Source organism: Polaromonas sp., assembly GCF_016185115.1.
In the GTDB taxonomy this organism is placed as follows: domain Bacteria; phylum Pseudomonadota; class Gammaproteobacteria; order Burkholderiales; family Burkholderiaceae_C; genus Polaromonas.
In genome coordinates this window covers 206,269-227,882 of record NZ_JACPOF010000030.1, presented here as the reverse complement: position 1 = coordinate 227,882, position 21,614 = coordinate 206,269, and the positions used below count along the sequence as shown (strand labels likewise).

At 59.8% G+C, this 21,614-nt stretch carries 13 protein-coding genes and 4 tRNA genes; 14 read left to right on the top strand and 3 right to left on the bottom strand.

What is annotated here, in order from left to right; translation table 11 throughout:
• Positions 1 to 72 precede the first annotated feature (72 nt).
• The 11 genes from HYX42_RS22045 (at position 73) to HYX42_RS21995 (ending at position 12,002) form a co-directional block, all read left to right on the top strand.
• Positions 73 to 1,281: an efflux RND transporter periplasmic adaptor subunit gene (locus HYX42_RS22045; RefSeq protein WP_293407284.1), complete on the top strand. Its 1,209-nt coding sequence runs from the start codon at positions 73 to 75 to the stop codon at positions 1,279 to 1,281.
• 9 nt (positions 1,282 to 1,290) lie between these two features.
• The gene (locus HYX42_RS22040) at positions 1,291 to 4,500 is read left to right on the top strand and encodes an efflux RND transporter permease subunit (RefSeq protein WP_293407282.1); all 3,210 of its coding nucleotides are present in this window, start codon (positions 1,291 to 1,293) and stop codon (positions 4,498 to 4,500) included.
• A gap of 142 nt (positions 4,501 to 4,642) precedes the next feature.
• Positions 4,643 to 4,729, top strand: a tRNA-Leu gene (locus tag HYX42_RS22035).
• 90 nt (positions 4,730 to 4,819) lie between these two features.
• Positions 4,820 to 6,130: a trigger factor gene (gene tig, locus HYX42_RS22030; protein ID WP_293407279.1), complete on the top strand. Its 1,311-nt coding sequence runs from the start codon at positions 4,820 to 4,822 to the stop codon at positions 6,128 to 6,130.
• Between the two features lie 126 nt (positions 6,131 to 6,256).
• The gene (clpP, locus tag HYX42_RS22025; RefSeq protein WP_293407277.1) at positions 6,257 to 6,898 is read left to right on the top strand and encodes an ATP-dependent Clp endopeptidase proteolytic subunit ClpP; all 642 of its coding nucleotides are present in this window, start codon (positions 6,257 to 6,259) and stop codon (positions 6,896 to 6,898) included.
• 112 nt (positions 6,899 to 7,010) lie between these two features.
• A complete protein-coding gene (clpX, locus tag HYX42_RS22020; RefSeq protein WP_293407275.1) occupies positions 7,011 to 8,276 on the top strand; it encodes an ATP-dependent Clp protease ATP-binding subunit ClpX in 1,266 nt (421 codons plus the stop codon).
• A 120-nt stretch (positions 8,277 to 8,396) separates the two neighbouring features.
• Entirely contained in the window at positions 8,397 to 10,832 is a 2,436-nt protein-coding gene (lon, locus tag HYX42_RS22015; RefSeq protein WP_293407273.1) for an endopeptidase La, read from the top strand.
• 59 nt (positions 10,833 to 10,891) lie between these two features.
• Positions 10,892 to 10,967, top strand: a tRNA-Gly gene (locus tag HYX42_RS22010).
• Between the two features lie 96 nt (positions 10,968 to 11,063).
• A tRNA-Cys gene (locus HYX42_RS22005) sits at positions 11,064 to 11,137 on the top strand.
• A gap of 78 nt (positions 11,138 to 11,215) precedes the next feature.
• Positions 11,216 to 11,308: transfer RNA gene (locus tag HYX42_RS22000), tRNA-Leu, on the top strand.
• A 55-nt stretch (positions 11,309 to 11,363) separates the two neighbouring features.
• Positions 11,364 to 12,002, top strand: a complete 639-nt coding sequence (locus HYX42_RS21995; RefSeq protein ID WP_293407271.1) for a DUF6806 family protein — start codon at positions 11,364 to 11,366, stop codon at positions 12,000 to 12,002.
• A gap of 1 nt (position 12,003) precedes the next feature.
• Here the strand turns inward: HYX42_RS21995 and HYX42_RS21990 are convergent, their stop codons facing one another.
• Positions 12,004 to 12,678, bottom strand: coding sequence for a TetR family transcriptional regulator (locus tag HYX42_RS21990; RefSeq protein WP_293407269.1), 675 nt, complete (start codon positions 12,676 to 12,678; stop codon positions 12,004 to 12,006).
• Between the two features lie 210 nt (positions 12,679 to 12,888).
• On the opposite strand from HYX42_RS21990, the gene HYX42_RS21985 reads away from it, so the two are divergent.
• Genes HYX42_RS21985 through HYX42_RS21975 form a run of 3 tightly spaced genes read left to right on the top strand, consistent with a single transcriptional unit; the run spans position 12,889 to position 18,868 of the window.
• Positions 12,889 to 14,184: an efflux RND transporter periplasmic adaptor subunit gene (locus HYX42_RS21985; protein ID WP_293407267.1), complete on the top strand. Its 1,296-nt coding sequence runs from the start codon at positions 12,889 to 12,891 to the stop codon at positions 14,182 to 14,184.
• Between the two features lie 12 nt (positions 14,185 to 14,196).
• Complete coding sequence (locus tag HYX42_RS21980) at positions 14,197 to 17,385, top strand: efflux RND transporter permease subunit (RefSeq protein WP_293407265.1); 3,189 nt, start codon at positions 14,197 to 14,199, stop codon at positions 17,383 to 17,385.
• Positions 17,378 to 18,868, top strand: a complete 1,491-nt coding sequence (locus tag HYX42_RS21975) for an efflux transporter outer membrane subunit (RefSeq protein WP_293407263.1) — start codon at positions 17,378 to 17,380, stop codon at positions 18,866 to 18,868. Before HYX42_RS21980 ends, HYX42_RS21975 begins: the two co-directional genes overlap by 8 nt.
• 222 nt (positions 18,869 to 19,090) lie before the next feature.
• On the opposite strand, the gene murI is transcribed toward HYX42_RS21975, so the two are convergent.
• Both murI and HYX42_RS21965 read right to left on the bottom strand, forming a co-directional pair.
• Positions 19,091 to 19,900, bottom strand: a complete 810-nt coding sequence (gene murI / locus HYX42_RS21970; RefSeq protein WP_293407261.1) for a glutamate racemase — start codon at positions 19,898 to 19,900, stop codon at positions 19,091 to 19,093.
• Entirely contained in the window at positions 19,897 to 21,447 is a 1,551-nt protein-coding gene (locus HYX42_RS21965; RefSeq protein WP_293407259.1) for a fumarate hydratase, read from the bottom strand. The genes murI and HYX42_RS21965 overlap by 4 nt, the downstream gene beginning before the upstream one ends.
• Positions 21,448 to 21,614: the final 167 nt, after the last annotated feature.

The window sequence follows — 21,614 nt, the reverse complement described above, 5'->3', positions numbered from 1 at the left end:
TTGACAAGCCCGCAGCTTTCTCATAGATTACTAACCAGTCAGTCAGTAGTAGCCATTCACCTTACCTGAATCATGAAAAAAACAATACCTGCGCCTGGGAGCGCTCCCCTTATTGGTCTTCTTGCTGGCGCGGCATTCCTGCTGGCAGCCTGTTCTCCAGCCGCGCCACCCGAAGAGCCGATTCGTGCTGTCAAGGTGCTGACGGTAGGGGTCAATACCTTCTCGTCCACCCACGAGTATGCAGGTGAAGTCCGGGCGCAGGTCGAATCCAGGCTGGGCTTTCGCGTGGGGGGCAAGATCATCAAGCGCCAGGCCGAGTTGGGCCAGCGCGTGAAGGCCGGCCAGGTGCTGGCGCAGCTTGACCCGCAGGATTACAAACTGGCTGCCGATGCTGCTCGTGCGCAACTGCAGGCCGCCGCCACCAACCGTGACCTGGCCGCCGCAGATTTCAAACGCTATAAAGAGTTGAAAGAGCAGAACTTCATCAGCGGCGCCGAACTGGAGCGCCGCGAAACCGCACTCAAGGCCGCTCAGGCGCAGTACGAGCAGGCCCAGTCGCAACTGGCGGTGCAGGGCAACCAGGCGAGTTATGCATCACTGGTGGCTGATGTGGCCGGCGTGGTCACAGCCGTTGAAGCCGAGGTTGGCCAGGTGGTGACGGCCGGCACGCCCGTGGTGCGCATTGCCGCAGATGGCCCGCGCGACGTGGTCTTTTCTGTGCCTGAAGACAAGGTGGTGTCTTTCAAGCCCGGCCAGCCGGTGAAGGTGCGCGGATGGACGCAGGACGCCCAGCTTGCAGCGAAGGTCAGGGAAGTCGGCGCCAGCGCAGACCCTTTGACACGCACCTACCCGGTCAAGGTGTCGCTTGAGTCGAAAGACACCACGCCGCCTTTGGGTGCGACCGTTTATGTGATCCCGCAAGGTCTGGCCGGAACGCCGGAAGGCCTGCAGGTCATCAAGCTGCCGACCAGCGCGTTGCGGCAGGACGGCAAGGCCAGCGCAGTGTGGGTAGTTGACAAGGCCACGATGACAGTCAAGTCGCAGACTGTGCAGATCGCCACGGCTGATGGCAATGATGTTGTGATCGCCGCAGGCCTGCAACCCGGCGCACTGGTGGTGAGTGCCGGCGTGCATGTGCTGTCGCCGGGCCAGAAGGTCACCCTCTACCAGGAGAAAGCTGCTGCGCCAGCTGCGACTCCCCAGACGGCTGTGAACCCCGCAGCCAGCGATGCCGCCGCTGTCAGGCTTGCCGCGCCGGCTCAGGCTCCCGCTTCGAAGTAAGGGGCTGGCATGTCACAGACTCCTCCTTCAGGTTCTTCAGAGCCTTCAAAAGGTTTTAACCTTTCCCGGTGGGCGCTTGATCATCCCGCCCTGACGCGCTACCTCATGGTGGTGCTGATGCTGCTGGGTTTTGCGTCCTACTTCCAGCTTGGCCAGGACGAAGACCCGCCGTTCACCTTCCGCGCCATGGTGGTCCGCACCTACTGGCCGGGCGCCACAGCGCAGCAGGTGGCAGAACAGGTCACAGACAAGCTCGAACGCACCCTGCAGGAGGTGCCTTACGCGGACAAGATCCGCAGCTACTCCAAGCCCGGCGAGTCACAGATCATTTTCCAGATCAAGGACTCGTCAAAAGCTGCAGATGTGCCCAACGTCTGGTACAGCGTGCGCAAGAAGATCGGCGACATGCGTGGCACCCTGCCTGGCGGTATTCAGGGCCCGTTCTTCAATGATGAATTCGGCGATGTGTATGGCGTGATTTACGCGCTGGAATCCGACGGTTTCAGCTACGCGGAAACCAGGGTGTTTGCCGACGACGTACGGCAGCAATTGCTGCGTGTGCCGGACGTGGCCAAGGTTGAGCTTTTCGGTGCGCAGGATGAAAAGCTGTTCATAGAGATTTCTCAGAAACGCCTGGCGCAGCTGGGCCTGGACTTCAATCAGGTGCTGGCGCAACTCGGCCAGCAGAACGCGGTCGAGTCAGCTGGTGCGGTGCAGACGCCGCTGGATGTCGTGCAGGTACGGGTGGCCGGGCAGTTCACGGCGGTTGAACAATTGCGCGCCATGCCGATACGCGGCACATCGGGTAGCCAGTTGCAGCTCGGTGACATCGCCGAGATCAAGCGCGGCTACGTCGATCCGCCCGGCATCAAGGTGCACCACCAGGGCAGGGAAGTCATTGCGCTGGGTGTGTCCATGGCCAAGGGCGGCGACATCATTGCACTGGGCAAATCGCTGAAGGCGCTATCGGCCACCATCAGCAAAACGCTGCCCGCGGGGATGACACTGGTGCAGATTCAGGACCAGCCGACGGCGGTGTCTTCATCGGTCAACGAGTTTGTGCGCGTGCTCATTGAGGCCGTGGTGATTGTGCTGGCCGTCAGTTTCATCAGCCTGGGTTTCCACAAACGGCCAGAAGGCGCGAATGGCCCGTTGCCCTGGTGGAAGCGTTATTACATCGACATTCGCCCCGGTCTGGTGGTCGGCATCACCATTCCGCTGGTGCTGAGTGTGACCTTCCTGGCGATGATGTATTTCGGCATCGGCCTGCACAAGATATCGCTGGGTTCGCTCATCATTGCGCTGGGCCTGCTGGTCGATGACGCCATCATTGCGGTCGAGATGATGGTGCGCAAGATGGAAGAGGGCTACGACAAGGTGCGCGCCGCGACTTTCGCCTATGAAATCACCGCCATGCCCATGCTGACCGGAACGCTGATCACCGCTGCCGGCTTTTTGCCGATTGGCCTGGCGAAGTCGGTGACCGGCGAATACACCTACGCCATTTTTGCGGTGACGGTGATCGCGCTGGTGCTGAGCTGGATCGTGTCGGTGTATTTTGTGCCTTACCTGGGCACATTGCTGCTGAAAAAGCCCGACCATGTCGTCGAAAAAGCGCATGACGGCCACACGCCGGGACACGAAGACGAGCATGAAATGTTCGACTCACCCTTCTACAACACCTTCCGCAAGGCAGTGAACTGGTGTGTGCAATACCGCTGGATCACCATTGGCGCGACGGTGTTGATGTTCGCGCTGGGCATTGTCGGCATGGGCAAGGTGCAACAACAGTTCTTCCCGGATTCAAGCCGGCCCGAGATCATGCTCGACATCTGGTTCCCTGAGGGCACCTCTTTTGCAGCGAACGAGGCCGTGGCCAAACGTGTGGAAGCACGGCTGATGAAGGAAGATGGCGTTACTTCGGTCAGCACCTGGGTAGGTTCCGGTGTGCCGCGCTTTTATTTGCCGCTGGACCAGGTTTTTCCGCAGACCAATGTCTCGCAGATGATCGTGCTGCCAAAGGATTTGAAGCTGCGCGAATCGCTGCGCATCAAGCTGCCAGCGCTGATGGCAACAGAATTCCCTGAAGTCCGGGCGCGCATCAAGCTGCTGCCCAATGGCCCACCTGTACCCTACCCGGTGCAGTTCCGTGTGGTGGGCATAGACCCGGTGGTACTGCGTGAGCGGGCCGATGAAGTCAAGGCGGTGATGCGCGAGAACACCAACACGCGTGGCGTGAACGACAACTGGAATGAATCGGTCAAGGTGCTGCGGCTGGAAGTGGACCAGTCCAAGGCACGCGCTTTGGGCGTGACCAGCCAGTCGATTGCGCAGGCATCGCGCACGATTTTGTCGGGTACGACAGTCGGGCAGTACCGTGAGGGCGACAAGCTCATAGACATCGTGTTGCGCCAGCCGCAGGACGAGCGCAATGCCATCACCGACATCGGCAACGCTTACCTGCCAACGGCCTCGGGCAGGTCGATACCGCTGACGCAAATTGCCAAACCTGTCTTCACCTGGGAGCCAGGCGTGATGTGGCGTGAGAACCGTGACTATGCGATCACGGTACAAAGCGATATCGTTGAAGGCGTGCAGGGCGCCACGGTGACCGGTGAACTCCAGCCCAAACTCGATGCGCTGGAGAAAAAGTGGCATAACGCCGGCCTTCACGGCTACCGCATCCAGGTGGCTGGTGCGGTGGAAGAAAGCAGCAAGGGCTCGGCGTCCATTGTGGCGGGGGTGCCCATCATGCTGTTTATCACCTTCACGCTGCTCATGCTGCAGTTGCACAGTTTCAGCCGTGCGATGCTGGTGTTCCTGACAGGCCCGCTGGGCATTGCCGGTGTGGCCGGCGCATTGCTGGTGCTGGGCAGGCCTTTCGGGTTTGTGGCTTTGCTGGGCGTGATTGCCCTGATGGGCATGATCCAGCGCAACTCCGTCATCCTGATTGATCAGATCGAGCAGGATCGTGCTCGTGGGGTTCCGGCCTGGGATGCCATCGTCGAGTCCGCCGTGCGCCGCTTGCGGCCCATCGTACTGACCGCCGCCGCTGCCGTGCTGGCCATGATCCCGTTGTCGCGCAGCGTGTTCTGGGGCCCCATGGCCGTGGCCATCATGGGCGGGCTGATTGTGGCGACAGCCCTGACCCTGCTGGCTTTGCCGGCGATGTACGCTGCGTGGTTTCGGGTGAAACGTGAAACACCTGCCGCAGCCTGAAGCCAGGGCCTGCGGGAAGAAGCCGTCGGGTGGGCGGTCTTTACAGGCTAAAATACGCGGTTGACCGATTTCAGGCGGGAGTTCGGCCAGGCCTTTGAGAGAAATCTCCGGCAGGCCGCATTCCCGTTTTTTGTTTTCCGGCGCGCGGGTGGCGAAATTGGTAGACGCACCAGGTTTAGGTCCTGACGTCCGCAAGGATGTGGGGGTTCGAGTCCCCCCCCGCGCACCACCCTTGAAAATTGCAGGCTTGTTGATGTCAACCCGATCTTCGGCAGCCTCTGTTTGACTAGATTGACTATTAGATTTTTAGGAGCCCACCATGGCCGTGAATGTTGAAACCCTCGAAAAGCTGGAACGCAAGATCACCCTGACGCTGCCTGTGGGCACCATCCAGTCTGAAGTTGACACCCGCCTGAAGAAGCTGGCCCGCACCGTCAAGATGGACGGCTTCCGCCCGGGCAAGGTGCCCATGAATGTTGTGGCCCAGCGTTATGGCTATTCGGTCCACTACGAAGTCATGAATGACAAGGTTGGCGAGGCCTTTGCCACGGCCGCCAATGAAGCCAAGCTTCGCGTTGCCGGCCAGCCCCGCATCAGCGAAAAAGAAGGCGCGCCTGAAGGCGACCTGCAGTTCGACGCCGTGTTCGAGGTTTATCCTGAAGTCAAGATCGGCGATTTGGCTACCGCTGAAGTCGAGAAAGTGACTGCCGATGTGAGCGATGCCGCCATCGACAAGACCCTGGACATCCTGCGCAAGCAGCGCCGCACTTTTGCACAGCGTGCCGCCGATGCACCGGCCCAGGACGGTGACCGCGCCACCATCGACTTCGAAGGCAAGATCGACGGTGAACCTTTCGCCGGCGGCAAGGCTGAAGACTTCCAGTTCATCATCGGCGATGGCCAGATGCTCAAAGAGTTTGAAGAAGCCGTGCGCGGCATGAAGAACGGCGAAAGCAAGACTTTCCCGCTGAGCTTCCCCGCTGATTACCACGGCAAGGAAGTGGCCGGCAAGCAGGCTGATTTCCTCGTGACCGTCAAGAAGCTCGAAGCAGCGCACCTGCCTGAAGTCAACGAAGCACTCGCCAAGTCCCTGGGCATCGCCGACGCGACCGTCGAAGGCCTGCGCAGCGACATCAAGAAGAACCTTGAGCGTGAAGTCAAGTTCCGCGTGCTGGCCCGCAACAAGAATGCCGTCATGGATGCGCTGGTCGCCAAGGCCGAGCTCGACCTGCCGAAGTCCAGCATCCAGGCTGAACTCGACCGCATGATCGAAGCCGCCCGTGCCGACCTGAAGCAGCGCGGCGTCAAGGATGCCGACAAGGCGCCGATTCCCGACGACATCTTCCGCCCGCAGGCTGAAAAGCGCGTGCGCCTGGGTCTGGTGGTGGCAGAACTGGTTCGCTCCAATGAACTGCAGGCCAAACCTGACCAGCTCAAGGCACACATCGAAGAGCTGGCCGCCAGCTACGAAAAACCGCAGGATGTGGTGCGCTGGTACCTGAGCGACAACCGCCGCATGGCCGAAGTCGAGGCCGTCGTGATTGAGAACAACGTGACCGACTTTGTGCTGTCCAAAGCGAAGGTTACCGAGAAGTCGGTGTCTTTCGACGAACTGATGGCCCAGAACTGATCAGTTCCGTCGCCGGAAAAATTGGGGTTTGTGCACGGCTTGAAGTCCGGCGCACAAGCCCCATTTCTTTTTGGTTACAGTAGCCCTTAAATCCCAAGTCATTCCCAAGCTTCTCTGGAGAAAACAATGGTCAGAAACAGTATTTACGGCGGCGCACAGGCCGGAGCCCTCGACACCCAGGGTCTGGGCATGGTGCCCATGGTGATCGAGCAGTCCGGGCGCGGCGAGCGTTCGTATGACATTTATTCACGCCTGCTGAAGGAGCGCGTGATTTTCCTGGTCGGCCCGGTCAATGACCAGACTGCCAACCTCGTGGTGGCGCAGTTGCTATTCCTGGAAAGCGAAAACCCTGACAAGGACATCTCCTTCTACATCAACTCCCCCGGCGGCTCCGTCACGGCGGGCATGGCGATTTACGACACCATGAAGTTCATCAAGCCCGACGTGTCCACGCTCTGCGTCGGCATGGCGGCCAGCATGGGTGCCTTCCTGCTTGCAGCAGGTACCAAGGGCAAACGTTTTTCGCTGCCCAATTCGCGGGTCATGATTCACCAGCCATCGGGCGGTGCACAGGGCCAGGCCAGCGATATCGAGATTCATGCCAAAGACATCCTGAAGACACGTGACCAGCTCAACCGCATCCTGGCGGCCAACACCGGCCAGACGATCGAAAAGATCGAACGCGACACCGAGCGTGACTACTTCATGTTTGCCGACGAAGCCAAGACTTACGGTGTGGTCGACGAAGTGATTTCCAAACGCCCGTAAATGCCCATAAACGCTGCTCCCTGACCTGAAAAGGGCGTTTTCTGTTACAGAAAGCGCCTTTTTTATTTGGTTATCATTAGCGAACAGTTTTCTTTTTAAAGGCACCCAAGCAATGGCCGAGAAAAAAGGCTCCTCCAGTGAAAAGACACTGTACTGTTCTTTCTGCGGCAAAAGCCAGCACGAAGTCAAAAAGCTGATCGCCGGACCATCGGTCTTTATCTGCGACGAATGTATAGACCTTTGCAACGAAATCATCCGTGATGAGTTGCCCGCCGGCGAAGACGTCCGCGAAACCCGTACCGACCTCCCGACTCCCCTTGAGATCAAGGCCACACTTGACGGTTATGTCATTGGGCAGGAACCGGCCAAACGTACCCTGGCCGTGGCTGTTTACAACCACTACAAGCGTCTTCGCCACAAGGAAAAAGCCAAGAAGGATGATGTCGAGCTCACCAAGAGCAACATCCTGCTGATAGGCCCAACCGGTTCTGGCAAGACGCTGCTGGCCCAGACGCTGGCGCGCACCCTGAATGTACCGTTTGTGATGGCTGATGCCACCACACTGACCGAAGCCGGTTATGTGGGCGAGGACGTTGAAAACATCATCCAGAAGCTGCTGCAGAGCTGCAACTATGAAGTCGAGCGTGCGCAGCAGGGCATTGTTTATATTGACGAGATCGACAAGATTTCACGCAAGTCAGACAACCCTTCGATCACGCGTGACGTGTCGGGTGAAGGCGTGCAGCAGGCGCTGCTCAAGCTGATCGAAGGCACGATGGCGTCTGTGCCGCCGCAGGGCGGACGCAAGCACCCGAACCAGGACTTTTTGCAGGTCGATACCACCAACATCCTGTTTATCTGCGGTGGCGCATTCTCGGGGCTTGAGAAAGTCATAGAGAACCGCACCGAAGCATCGGGTATCGGTTTTGGCGCTGCTGTAAAGAGCAAGAAAGCGCGCAGCCTGACCGAGTCGTTCAAGGACGTGGAGCCGGAAGACCTGATCAAGTTCGGCCTGATCCCCGAGCTGGTGGGCCGCATGCCTGTGGTCGCTACCCTGGCCGAGCTGACGGAAGACGCTTTGGTGCAGATCTTGACCGAACCCAAAAATGCCGTCGTCAAACAATTCAGCAAGCTGCTGGCCATGGAGGGTGTTGACCTGGAGATTCGCCCTTCCGCGCTGAAAGCCATTGCCCGCAAGGCCCTGGCCCGCAAGACCGGGGCCCGCGGCTTGCGCTCCATTCTTGAGCAGTCACTGATAGACACCATGTTCGATTTGCCCAATGCCAGCAATGTGAACAAGGTTGTTGTGGACGAGTCCACAATTGAAGAGAACAAGGCGCCGCTGCTGGTGTACCACGAGGCAGCGAAAAAAGCCTGAGCAAAGGTAGGGGAGGGGTGATTTCAGCCGTTGAAAAGCTGCAATTCCTCCCCATTTTCGAAGTTACTGTGTTTAGCCTGGCCCTGAAAACCCGATTTGGGGCTTGTTATTAAGGGTTATATGTCCGGACAAACTTCACTGCCTTCCACTCCCATCGATTTGCCCCTGTTGCCCCTGCGCGATGTGGTGGTGTTCCCTCACATGGTGATCCCGCTGTTTGTGGGACGCCCCAAGAGCATCAAGGCGCTGGAATCGGCCATGGAAGCCGAGCGCCGCATCATGCTGGTCGCGCAAAAAGCCGCCGCAAAGGATGAGCCTTCAGTTGAAGACATGTTCGAGGTCGGTTGCGTGGCAACCATCCTCCAGCTGCTCAAGCTGCCTGACGGTACCGTGAAGGTTCTGGTCGAAGGCCAGCAGCGCGCGACCGTCAACAAGATCGAAGATGGTGAAAACCATTTCACAGCCAATGTCACGCCGATTGAGGCGGTCGTGGTGGCTGTAGACAAGACCAGCGAAATCGAAGCCTTGCGCCGTGCGGTGATGCAGCAGTTCGACCACTACGTCAAACTGAACAAAAAAATCCCGCCTGAAATTCTCACGTCCATTTCAAGCATTGACGATGCAGGCCGGCTGGCCGACACCATTGCCGCGCACCTGCCGCTCAAGCTTGATGCCAAGCAGGTCATCCTGGATTTGTCTGGTGTCAAGGAACGCCTTGAAAACCTCTACGAGCAGCTTGAGCGTGAAGTCGACATCCTGAACGTTGACAAGAAGATTCGCGGCCGCGTGAAACGGCAGATGGAAAAGAACCAGCGCGACTTCTATTTGAATGAGCAGGTCAAGGCCATCCAGAAAGAGCTCGGAGAAGGCGAAGAAGGCGCGGACATCGAAGAGATCGAGAAGAAGATCAAGTCCGCAAAGATGCCCAAGGAAGCCCGCAAGAAGGCAGAGAGCGAGCTGAAAAAACTCAAGCTCATGTCACCCATGTCGGCAGAGGCGACGGTGGTGCGTACCTACATCGACGTGCTGACCGGACTGCCATGGGCGAAAAAGACCAAGATCAAGCACGACCTGATTAATGCCGAGAACGTGCTCAATGAAGACCACTACGGCCTGGAGAAGGTCAAGGACCGCATTGTTGAATATCTTGCAGTGCAGCAGCGTGTCGACAAGCTGAAGGCGCCCATCCTGTGTCTGGTCGGCCCTCCCGGTGTCGGCAAAACGTCGCTGGGGCAGTCTATTGCCAAGGCCACAGGTCGCAAATATGTGCGCATGGCCCTGGGTGGCATGCGTGACGAGGCCGAGATTCGCGGCCATCGCCGTACCTATATCGGCGCCTTGCCCGGCAAGGTGCTGCAGAGCCTTGCCAAGGCCGGAACACGCAATCCGCTGTTCCTGCTTGATGAGATCGACAAGCTGGGTACTGACTTCCGCGGCGATCCTTCAAGTGCCTTGCTTGAGGTTCTTGACCCCGAGCAGAATCACACCTTCGGCGACCATTACGTCGAAGTTGATTTCGATTTGAGCGACGTCATGTTTGTGGCGACCTCCAATTCGATGAACATTCCGCCAGCATTGCTGGACCGCATGGAAGTCATTCGCCTGTCGGGTTACACCGAAGACGAGAAGACCAGCATTGCCATGCGCTACCTGCTGCCCAAGCAGGTCAAGAACAACGGCGTCAAGCCGGAAGAGCTTGAAGTGCAGGAGCAGGCTGTGCGCGATATCGTGCGCTACTACACACGCGAGGCAGGTGTGCGTTCGCTTGAGCGCGAACTGTCCAAGATCTGCCGCAAGGTCATCAAGGGCATACAGCTCAAGAAGATGACACCGCAAGTGGTAGTCACGCCTGACAACCTCAATGAATTTTTGGGTGTCCGAAAATTCAACTACGGCCGCGCTGAGCAGCAAAACCAGGTTGGACAGGTCGTTGGCCTGGCGTGGACCGAAGTCGGCGGTGACCTGCTCACCATCGAAGCTGCCATGATGCCCGGCAAGGGTGTTATCACCCGTACTGGCTCTCTCGGCGACGTGATGAAGGAGTCTGTTGAAGCTGCACGCACGGTGGTGCGCAGCCGCTCGAAAATGCTGGGCATCAAGGACGAGATGTTCGAAAAGCGCGACATCCACATTCACGTGCCTGATGGTGCGACACCGAAAGATGGCCCGAGTGCCGGTGCAGCCATGACGACCGCATTTGTGTCTGCGATGACGGGCATTCCTGTGCGCGGCGACGTGGCGATGACCGGCGAGATCACCCTGCGTGGTGAAGTCACGGCCATAGGCGGTCTGAAGGAAAAACTGCTTGCGGCTTTGCGCGGTGGCATCAAGACGGTGCTGATTCCTGAAGAAAATGCCAAGGACCTGCAGGAGATTCCAGACAACGTGAAGAACGGCCTTGAGATCATTCCTGTGAAGTGGATTGACCAGGTGCTGAAGGTTGCGCTGGAGCGCCAGCCGGTTCCGCTCACCGATGAGGAGGTCGCGCTTGCAGCTGCAGCGGCCACACCTGTGGTGGCCGCACCTGCGGATGTTTCGGGCACCGTCAAACATTGAAGTTTTTGTACGGTCTTGCGTGGGGCGTAAAAAGTACGCTATAATTCGAGGCTGTAAACGCGGGAGTAGCTCAGTTGGTAGAGCGCAACCTTGCCAAGGTTGAGGTCGAGAGTTCGAGACTCTTCTCCCGCTCCAATTTAAAGGGCAGCACTTCAAAATGCTGTCCTTTTTCATTGGGGTTCGTTGCACCTTTCGATATGGGTGCGAGTCCCTGAAGAAGCAGAAGGATACGGCGCGGTAACAAAGCGGTTATGTAGCGGATTGCAAATCCGCCTAGGGCGGTTCGACTCCGCCCCGCGCCTCCATTAACCATGCTGGCCCTGGCCGAAGCCTCCGCGTTGACGGAGGCTTTTTTGTTTGACAATGGCGTAGATGATGTGTGGGCCCGAGTGGTGAAACAGGTAGACACAGCGGACTTAAAATCCGCCGCTTCGTGAATAACGGGCGTACCGGTTCGATTCCGGTCTCGGGCACCAATATGTGGTTTTTATCAGTCGCGCATGGCGTTCTACAACTGGTTAAGATGTTTTTATGGCTAGCTACAACACACCTTTTGAAATTCATGTGCACGGCGAAGTGCCTTTGCGCGAAGAAGTGACGTTTGAGCAGTTGCAGGAGGCGCTCAAACCCCTGTGGAAGTACGCGGGCGCCAGGTCGCTGGCAGCTGCTGCCGAGAGCGCCTACGAGGAAGAGCCGGGCATCCGCTTTGATGTTCAGAAGCACCTTCTGCAGATGTGCTGGACAGTGCCGGGCGATGAAGATTTCCGGCAGGCGCTGGACGAGATGTGCATGGGCCTGAATGATTTGGCGCAGGAGGGTGCGCCGATTGAAGTCACGTTTTACGATGCTGACTATGACGATGAAGAAGAGGGCGCTGATGAAGAGGCACGCGATGACTTCGCGATGTATTTTGTGGGCCCCACGCCTGCGTCCATCATGCAGGTCCAGCGCGACCTGCTGGTGCAGGACACTATCGGCCTGATGGAGCGCCACTTTGATGGCTCCGAACTGGGCGAAGTTGTCGCCGCCATCGACAAGCTCTTTGCGCAGCGTTTTGATGCACTGGTCAGTTCCATGCAACTTGGCCGGCCGCCGCGTGGTATGGGCGGATCACCCGGCGGGTCTTCCGGCCATGGCGGCGGTGGCCGCAAGCCAAGGCACCTGCACTAGGTCAGCCAGCGTCCTTGGGGGCCATGCTCCTGACAGGGGCCTTTGTGTGCAGGTCGAGCTTCAGGCCCAGGCCCCGCAGGTACACGTCCATCACCTGCTCGCCCGTCGAGGCAAGCTCGAAGCCTGAAGGGTCCAGCAGCCAGTTTTGCAGCAAGCCGTCGAGCAGGGCATGAAGGCCGTGCGCTGCGGTGGCGGGTGATACGGGCGCTACCAGGCCCTGGCTTTTGATGGCCTGCTTCAGGCCGTCTTCGATACGCCCCAAAAACTCATCGCGGCAGGTCAGGTGGCGTACCCGTACGGCCTGCAGTTCATCGATATATTCCACTTTGTGCGTGACCACTTCGAAGACGCGCCGTGTCCTGTCATCGGTGGAGATCAGCTCAAAGCCTGACTTGAGCACATCGCGTATGCGTCCGAGTGGGTCCTGGCCCGGCTTTTCGCGGTCTGCTGTTTCAAAGGATTGTTCCAGCGGCAGGGTGACCCGCTCCATCATGGCGTTGAACAGGTCGGCCTTGTCCTTGAAATGCCAGTAAATGGCGCCGCGTGTGGTGCCGGCTTCGCGCGCAATGTCTGCCAGCGAGGTGCGTGAAACGCCCTGTGCCTGGAACAGCAATTCCGCCGCATCCAGCAGGCTGCTGCGGGTGGCGAGGGCGTCTTCTTTGGTGCGGCGAACCACTTTTTTCTATCCTATGATGTTAATTTCTCGGGCTTTTAACTATACATTCATTAATGTATGTAAAATAAAAAGCCGGTAAAAACCCTAGGCTTGGAAGTTTTTGGCCCCAGCCTGTCGCCAGGTTCTCACTTCCCGCCGATACGAATTTCTCCAGTCTCCTTTTTCCCTCTTTTTTCTGCCCGCCGCTTTAATCCATATCAAGGACGCAGTATGCCTACGCCCACTACAACGCAGATCTCCCGTTATTTCGCAGCCCTGCCCAAAACCACGCCCCGCCAGCGGGTTCTGGCCGTTGCTCTGGCTTCTTCCATATTGCTGGCCAGCTGCGGCAAGGGCGCTGAAGGCGGTCCTGGTGCCGGTGGTGGTGGCATGCCGCCTGCCGAGGTTGGTGTCGTCACGGTCAACCTGGGTGATGTGGGTCTGGTGACCGAGTTGCCGGGTCGTCTTGAGGCCTCGCGGGTTGCGCAGGTCAGGGCTCGTGCTGCCGGCATCCTGCAAAAGCGTTTGTTCCGCGAAGGCAGTGACGTCAAGGCCGGCCAGCCGCTGTTTTCAATTGACCCGGCACCTTATGCAGCAGCAGCGGCCAGCGCCAAAGCTGGCCAGGCACGTGCCGAAGCCAATGCCGCGCAAACCACGGCACTTGCTGAACGCTACAAAAACCTGGTTGAGGCCAACGCGGTGAGCAAACAGGAATACGCCAATGCCGTGGCTGCACAAAAGCAGGCCGAGGCCGATGTCGCCGTCGCCAAGGCGAATGTACAGACCGCAGGCATCAATCTGGGTTATGCCGCTGTGACCTCACCGATTGCGGGCCGCATCGGCCGTGCACTGGTGACTGAAGGTGCGCTGGTCGGGCAGGGTGAGGCTACCCAGCTGGCCGTGGTGCAGCAGATCAACCCCATGTACGTCAACTTCACGCAGTCTGCCGGCGAAGTGATGAAGCTGCGCAGCGCCATGGAAAGCGGCCAGTTCAAGCGTGCCGATGGCGCATCTGCCGCCAGTGTGCGCATCGTGATGGAAGACGGCACCGAATACGCAAAACCAGGCCGCCTGCTGTTCTCTGACCTGACTGTGGATGCCACCACCGGCCAGATCACCCTGCGTGCCGAAGTGCCCAATCCGACCGGTGAACTGCTTCCCGGCCTTTATGTCCGCGTCAGGCTGGAGCAGGCGCAGGCCGGCAATGCCGTCACGTTGCCGCAGCAGGCAGTCACGCGCAGTTCGCAGGGCGACACCGTCATGGTGGTCGGTGAAGACGGCAAGGTCAGCCCGCGCCCCGTGAAGATTGGCTCTGCCAAGGGCACGAGCTGGGTGGTGACCAGCGGTCTGAAGACGGGTGAAAAAGTCATGGTTGACGGCTTCCAGAAGTTGCGCCCGGGTGCGACCGTCAAGCCCGTGCCATGGCAGCCAGCTGGTGCCAAACCTGCAGGTGCTCCGGGTGCTGCCGCGAGCGCCCCATCTGCTGCCTCAGCGCCAGCCGCGCCAGCTTCTGCTGCTTCGAAGTAAGGAGCCAGACACATGGCAAAGTTTTTTATTGATCGCCCCATCTTTGCGTGGGTGATCGCCCTCTTTATTCTGGTCATTGGCGGCGTGGCGATCACGCAGTTGCCGATTGCCCAGTACCCGCCGGTGGCGCCGCCCGCCATCGTGGTGTCGGTGGCCTATCCGGGCGCGTCGGCACAGGTGCTTGAGGACAGCGTCATCAGCGTGATCGAACGCGAAATGAACGGCTCCCCCGGCCTGATCTACATGGAAGCCGTGGCACAGGCCGACGGCACCGGCAACCTGACCCTGAGCTTCCAGCCCGGCACCAATGCCGAGCTGGCGCAGGTGGATGTGCAGAACCGCTTGTCTCGCGCCTCACCGCGCCTGCCGCAGGCGGTGACGCAGCAGGGTGTGCGTGTCGACAAGTCGCGCTCGAACTTCCTGCTGTTCACCATGCTGTCTTCGGACAACCCGGCGATTGACCCGGTGGCGCTGGGCGACTATGCCTCGCGCAACGTGGTGCCTGAAATCCAGCGTTTGAGCGGTATCGGCCAGGCCCAGCTGTTCGGCAGCGAGCGTGCCATGCGCATCTGGATAGACCCGGCCAAGCTGGCGGGTTTCCGTTTGTCTGCTGCTGACGTCACCAATGCCATACGCGCGCAGAACGCGCAGGTGTCGGCTGGCTCCATCGGCGACCTGCCCAATGTGGCGGGCCAGGGCATTGCGGCTACTGTCATCGTCAACGGCCAGCTTTCCAGCGTCGAGCAGTTCGGCAATGTGGTGCTGCGCGCCAATACCGATGGCTCGGCTGTACGCCTGAAAGACGTTGCCCGCATAGAGCTGGGCGGCCAGGCCTATGCCACATCGGCGCGCCTTAATGGCAAGGCGGCTGTCGGTATCGGCGTGCAGCTGGCACCCAGCGGCAATGCGCTGGCTGCGGCCAAGGCCGTCAAGGCCAAGATGGAAGAGCTCAAGCCCTACTTCCCGGCCGGCATCAAGTATGAAATTCCGTACGACAGCTCGCGTTTCGTCAGCCTGTCCATCCGCCAGGTGGCCGAGACCCTGATTGAAGCTGTGGTGCTGGTGTTCCTGGTGATGTTTCTGTTTTTGCAGAACTTCCGCTACACCATCATCCCGACCATTGTGGTGCCGGTGGCGCTGCTGGGCACGTTTGCCACGCTGCTTGCGCTGGGCTTTTCCATCAATGTGCTGACCATGTTCGGCATGGTGCTGGTGATTGGTATCGTTGTCGATGATGCGATTGTGGTGGTCGAGAACGTCGAACGCATCATGAGTGAAGAGGGCCTTCCGCCACTTGAAGCCACCCGCAAGGCCATGGGCCAGATCTCGGGCGCCATCATCGGCGTGACCGTGGTGCTGATCTCGGTGTTCGTGCCGCTGGCCTTCTTCGCGGGCTCTGTCGGCAATATCTACCGGCAGTTTTCTGCCGTGATGGTGGCCTCCATAGGTTTCTCGGCCTTTCTGGCGCTGTCGCTCACGCCTGCGCTGTGTGCCACCTTGCTCAAGCCGGTTGAGGCAGGCCATGCACATGCGAAGACCGGTTTCTTCGGCTGGTTCAACCGCAAGTTTTCAAGCACGGCCAAAGGCTACGAAAGCCTGGTGGCGCGAATCCTCAAACGCGCCACGCGCTACATGGTGATCTGGGCTGTGATTGTCGGCGTGGTTGCTCTTGTGTATCTGCGCCTGCCAACGTCTTTCCTGCCGGGTGAAGACCAGGGCAGCGTGCTGGTCAACATCCAGCTGCCGCCGGGCGCCACGCAGGAGCGGACGCGTGCGGTGATCGAACAGGTTGAAGGCTTCATGCTCAAGCAGCCTGAAGTGGAGAGTATGGTCGGCGTGCTGGGCTTCAGCTTCTCTGGCCAGGGCCAGAATGCGGCGCTGGCATTTGTGACGCTGAAAGACTGGTCCGAGCGCAGCGGCAAGGAGCATTCAGCCGAAGCGCTGGCAGGACGCGCTTTTGGCGCACTGTCTGGCATACGTGATGCCTTCATCTTCCCGCTCAGCCCGCCGCCAATTCCTGAACTGGGCAATGCCAGCGGCTTTACCTTCCGCCTGCAGGACCGTTCTGGCGCGGGCCACGATGCACTGCTTGCTGCCCGTAACCAGTTGCTGGGCATGGCAGGGCAAAGCAAGATACTGACGCAGGTCCGGCCTGACGGTCTTGAAGACGCGCCGCAATTGCAGATCGTGATTGACCGTGAAAAAGCCAATGCGCTGGGCGTGACCTTCGACTCCATCAACAGCGCACTGTCGACCGCGCTGGGTTCCAGCTACGTCAATGACTTCCCCAACCAGGGTCGTCTGCAGCGTGTGGTGGTGCAGGCCGATGCGCCAGCCCGCATGCAGCCTGACGATCTTCTGAAGATCAACGCCAGCAACGCGCAGGGCCAGCCCGTGCCTATGTCTGCATTCGCCACCACGAAGTGGATCACCGGCGCCATGCAGACCGTGCGTTACAACGGCTACCCCGCGATGCGGATTGGCGGCGCGGCTGCACCGGGCTACAGCACGGGTGCCGCCATGACCGAGATGGAAAACCTCGCCAAGCAGTTGCCTGCAGGTTTTGGTTACGAGTGGACGGGCCAGTCGCGTGAAGAAAAACTCGCTGGCTCGCAAGCCACCATTCTTTATGGCTTTGCGATTCTGGCGGTCTTCCTGTGCCTTGCAGCGCTGTATGAAAGCTGGTCGATCCCGCTGGCCGTCATTCTGGTGGTGCCGCTGGGCGTGATGGGCGTGTTGCTGGGGACGCTGTTCCGCGGGTATTCAAATGACGTGTACTTCCAGGTGGGGCTGATCACCATCATCGGCCTGTCGGCGAAGAACGCGATTCTGATCATCGAGTTCGCCAAGGACCTGCAGGCGCAGGGCAAGAGCGTGATCGAATCCGCGCTGGCCGCCGCCCACCTGCGTTTTCGCCCCATCGTGATGACCTCGCTGGCTTTCATGCTGGGTGTGCTGCCGCTGGTGATTGCATCTGGCGCCAGCTCGGCCAGCCAGCGCGCCATCGGTACGGCCGTGATCAGCGGCATGATCACCGGCACGGCACTGGCGGTATTTTTTGTACCCGTCTTTTTTGTTGTGATTCGCGGCTTCTTCAAGGGCAGCGAACGGCAACGCCAGAAGTATGTCGAGCATGCGAAAGCGGCCGGCATCAGTTCTGGTGATGAAGGACATGAAAATGAGGAAAAGACGCATGGCTAAAACCGCATCTTTCAAACATCCGTCACTGACGGCATTGTCTGCAGCCTGCGCTGCCATGGTGCTGGCTGGCTGCTCGATGATCCCGAAATACGAGCGGCCTGCCGCACCCGTCGCATCCGACTGGCCGGCGCTCAACGCCGCTGCGGGCGGCACCTCGTTCGCGGTGCCCGTCGCTGCAACGGGGGTGGCCGCTGCAGACATCGAGTGGCAGACATTTTTCAGCGACCCCAAGCTCAGGCTGCAGATCGACGCGGCGCTGCGCAACAACCGCGACCTGCGTGTGGCGGTGCTCAACATCGAGCAGGCGAGGGCGCAATACCAGATTCGCCGTGCTGACCAGTTGCCGACGCTCAATGCGGCTTTCACCGGCTCGCGCACGCCCACTGCTGGTGGCGGCGGTGGCATCACCAATGTCTACAGCGCAGGCCTGGCCGTGACGGCCTATGAACTCGACTTCTTCGGCCGGGTCGCCAGTCTGAAAGAACAGGCGCTCAACCAGTACCTTGCCACTGAAGAAGGCCGCAAGAGTGCGCAGATCGCGCTGATTGCACAGGTCGCCAACACCTACCTCAGCCTGCTGGCCGATGAAGAACTGCTGGCCATCACGCAGCAGACGCTGGACACGCGGGTCGAGTCCCTGCGCCTGGGCAAGATGCGCTTTGACAACGGCGTGACGTCAGAGCTGGACTACCGCCAGTTTGAATCGCTGCTGGAGTCAGCGCGCGTCGCCTACGCACAGACCGTGCGCCAGCGCGCACTCGACCAGAACCTGCTGACCTTGTTGCTGGGCCAGCCGCTGACTGGCGATCTGGCAGTGGCTCTGCCAGCAGGCAAGGGCTTGGCCGATACGCCCATGATGGCCGATGTGCCGGCAGGCCTGCCGTCTGACTTGCTGGCGCGCCGACCCGATGTGCGCCAGGCTGAGCAGACGCTGCTGGCATCCAATGCCAACATCGGTGCTGCACGCGCCAACTTCTTCCCGCGCATCACGCTGACCGGCACGGCTGGCAGCGCCAGCAACCGCCTGTCTGGCCTCTTCAAAAGCGGCTCTTACGGCTGGACCTTTGCGCCGCAGCTCATACTGCCGATTTTTGACTTTGGCCGTAACAGTGCCAACCTGGATTCGGCCAACGTCGGCCGCGACATTGCGGTGGCGCAGTACGAAAAGTCCATCCAGACCGCCTTCCGCGAAGTGGCTGACGCCCTGGCTGGCCGCGCCACGCTGGGCGAGCAACTGCGCGCTGCGCAGGCACAGGCCAACGCGGAGACGGTTCGCTATAAGCTGGCAGGCCTGCGTTATGAAAACGGCGTGGCGAGCTCGCTCGATGCACTCGACGCCCAACGCTCGCTGTTTGCCGTGCAGCAAACCGTGGTGCAGACCCGGCTGGCGCAACTGCAAAGCCAGGTCACGCTGTACAAGACGCTGGGTGGCGGCTGGAAGGACGAAGCCGTCACCCCGCCAGCACAACCCGCGTCACGCTAGGCTGCAAATTGCTATTAATTTGGTAGCTGCTCACGTACGTATGTAAAGGGCTGCAGCCATTTTTATGCCTAAAAAAGGCCCCAAAAACAGCGTTTAGAGCTGTTTTTGGGGCTTTTTTCTTGCCTGAAACCGGTGAAAGGTCAAAAAGTTAACCTCCATATTAACTTTTCACTCAAAAGTTAACTTGTATATTAACTTTTGGTGTTTGAAGGCTTTCTGGCGCTACAGATTTACCAGAGCAGCGTCATAAGCGGGCAGCCCAAGCCACCGGTGTGCCGCTGCACCCAGGGCGCTTGCATCACCTGTCGTCAGCAGCCGGATTGATCCGGAGACGTGTTCTGCCTCGGCCAGCGTCGTGAGCTGGCGCCGGGTTTGCCGGGCAATCGCCTCGCCGTTGCTGATGATCTGCACTTGTGGTCCAAGCAGTTGCCGCAACTGCGCTTCGGCAAACGGGTAGTGGGTGCAGCCCAGCACCAGCGTGTCGATCTCGTCAGGCTGGTCGCCGAAGCGGCCCATGGCTTCGATATGGCGCTTGCAGGCGGCCAGCACCTGTGCGTCGTCACCGCTGGCTGCACTGCGTTCAATCGCATCGGCCAGGCCGTCACAGCCCTGCAGGACAAAGTCAGCCTGGCCGGCCTGTGATGCCAGCAACGCCCGGAACTTGCTGCTTGCCAGCGTGCCGCGCGTCGCCATCACCCCTATGCGCCTGGTGCTGCTTAGCGGCACTGCAGGTTTCAGCGCCGGCTCAACGCCGATGATGGGGAGCACCGGGTGTTTTGCCCGCAGGAGGTGAATAGCCGCCGCAGTCGCAGTGTTGCAGGCGATGACGAGGGCCTGGATGTCCTGCGCCAATAGCCAGCGGGTGATGCCTTGCGAGCGGGAAATGACGTGTGCATCATCACGCTCGCCGTAGGGTGCGTGGCCGCTGTCGGCGATGTAGATGAAGTCTTCGCCCGGCAGCTCGGCTCTTAGCGCTTTCAGAACGCTGAGGCCTCCGATGCCGCTGTCAAAGATTCCGACCGGCTTCTTCAAGCGACGGTGAGAGGAATCTTTTTGTACTCGCCGCTGGCAATCTTCTTTTGCCATTCGGCAGGGCCGGTGATGTGCGCGCTGGTGCCGCCCGCATCCACGGCCACGGTCACAGGCATGTCGACCACGTCGAATTCGTAAATCGCCTCCATCCCCATGTCTGCAAAACCGACGACTTCGGCGTGCTTGATGGCCTTGCTGACCAGGTAGGCTGCGCCGCCCACTGCCATGAGGTAGGCGCTCTGGTGTTTCTTGATGGCCTCGATGGCGACCGGGCCGCGCTCGGCCTTGCCAATCATGGCGATCAGGCCGGTTTGGGCCAGCATCATCTCGGTGAAGCCGTCCATGCGGGTGGCGGTGGTCGGGCCTGCAGGGCCTACGGCTTCGCCCTTCACAGGGTCCACCGGGCCGACGTAATAGATCACGCGGTTGGTGAAGTCCACCGGCAGCTTCTCGCCTTTGAGCAGCATGTCGGAGATGCGTTTGTGCGCCGCATCGCGGCCGGTCAGCATCTTGCCGTTGAGCAGCAGGGTGTCGCCTGGCTTCCAGCTGGCAACTTCGGCTGGTGTAAGGGTGTTGAGGTCGACCTTCTTGCTCTTTTTGTAGTCAGGCGTCCAGTTGACGTTGGGCCACAGGTCCAGCGATGGCGGGTCGAGGTAAACCGCGCCGCTGCCGTCCATCACAAAGTGGGCATGACGCGTCGCCGCGCAGTTCGGAATCATTGCTACCGGTTTGCTGGCCGCGTGCGTCGGGTACATCTTGATCTTCACGTCGAGCACGGTCGTCAGGCCGCCCAGGCCCTGTGCACCAATGCCCAGTGCGTTGACCTTTTCAAACAGCTCAAGGCGCAGGGCCTCGACTTTCGTCAACGCCGCGCCGCTCGATGACTTGGCCTGCAGCTCGTACATGTCGAGGTCGTCCATCAGGCTTTCCTTGGCCATCAGCACGGCTTTTTCAGCGGTGCCGCCTATGCCTATGCCCAGCATGCCGGGCGGGCACCAGCCGGCACCCATGGTCGGCACAGTCTTCAGCACCCAGTCGACGATGGAGTCGCCGGGGTTGAGCATCGCCATCTTGCTTTTGTTCTCGCTGCCGCCGCCCTTGGCCGCGACGGTCACTTCCAGCGTGTTGCCCGGCACCAGTTCTGTAAAGATCACGGCGGGCGTGTTGTCCCTGGTGTTCTTGCGATCGAAGTGCGGGTCGGCCACGACGGAAGCGCGCAGCGTGTTATCGGGGTGGTTGTAACCTTGGCGCACGCCTTCGTTGACGGCGTCGTCAATGCTGCCGGTGAAGCCTTCCCAGCGCACGTCCATGCCAACTTTCAGGAACACGTTGACGATACCGGTGTCCTGGCAGATAGGCCGGTGGCCGGTGGCGCTCATCTTGCTGTTGGTCAGGATCTGGGCGATCGCGTCTTTCGCCGCCGGGCTCTGCTCGCGCTCATAGGCGCGCGCCAGGTGCGCTATGTAGTCCGCAGGGTGGTAGTAGCTGATGTACTGCAGCGCGGCGGAAACGGATTCGATCAGGTCGGCTTGCTTGATGATGGTCATGGTGGGTGTTTTGTGGGGATGATTTCGGGCAAACCCTGCAATTATCCCCTCATGAACCGACCACGCTTTTCAGGATGTGAAGGCAGCAAAACCATGTCAATGGGAGACCTTCCTGCCCGGGTTCATACTGTGAACTGAATCATCTATTTGCACAGGGGCACCACGAC

Coding starts and splice junctions, on each gene's coding strand:
- HYX42_RS22045 (WP_293407284.1), top strand. CDS start 73: ATGAAAAAAACAATACCTGCGCCTGGGAGCGCTCCCCTTATTGGTCTT.
- HYX42_RS22040 (WP_293407282.1), top strand. CDS start 1,291: ATGTCACAGACTCCTCCTTCAGGTTCTTCAGAGCCTTCAAAAGGTTTT.
- tig (WP_293407279.1), top strand. CDS start 4,820: ATGGCCGTGAATGTTGAAACCCTCGAAAAGCTGGAACGCAAGATCACC.
- clpP (WP_293407277.1), top strand. CDS start 6,257: ATGGTCAGAAACAGTATTTACGGCGGCGCACAGGCCGGAGCCCTCGAC.
- clpX (WP_293407275.1), top strand. CDS start 7,011: ATGGCCGAGAAAAAAGGCTCCTCCAGTGAAAAGACACTGTACTGTTCT.
- lon (WP_293407273.1), top strand. CDS start 8,397: ATGTCCGGACAAACTTCACTGCCTTCCACTCCCATCGATTTGCCCCTG.
- HYX42_RS21995 (WP_293407271.1), top strand. CDS start 11,364: ATGGCTAGCTACAACACACCTTTTGAAATTCATGTGCACGGCGAAGTG.
- HYX42_RS21985 (WP_293407267.1), top strand. CDS start 12,889: ATGCCTACGCCCACTACAACGCAGATCTCCCGTTATTTCGCAGCCCTG.
- HYX42_RS21980 (WP_293407265.1), top strand. CDS start 14,197: ATGGCAAAGTTTTTTATTGATCGCCCCATCTTTGCGTGGGTGATCGCC.
- HYX42_RS21975 (WP_293407263.1), top strand. CDS start 17,378: ATGGCTAAAACCGCATCTTTCAAACATCCGTCACTGACGGCATTGTCT.
- HYX42_RS21965 (WP_293407259.1), bottom strand. CDS start 21,447: ATGACCATCATCAAGCAAGCCGACCTGATCGAATCCGTTTCCGCCGCG.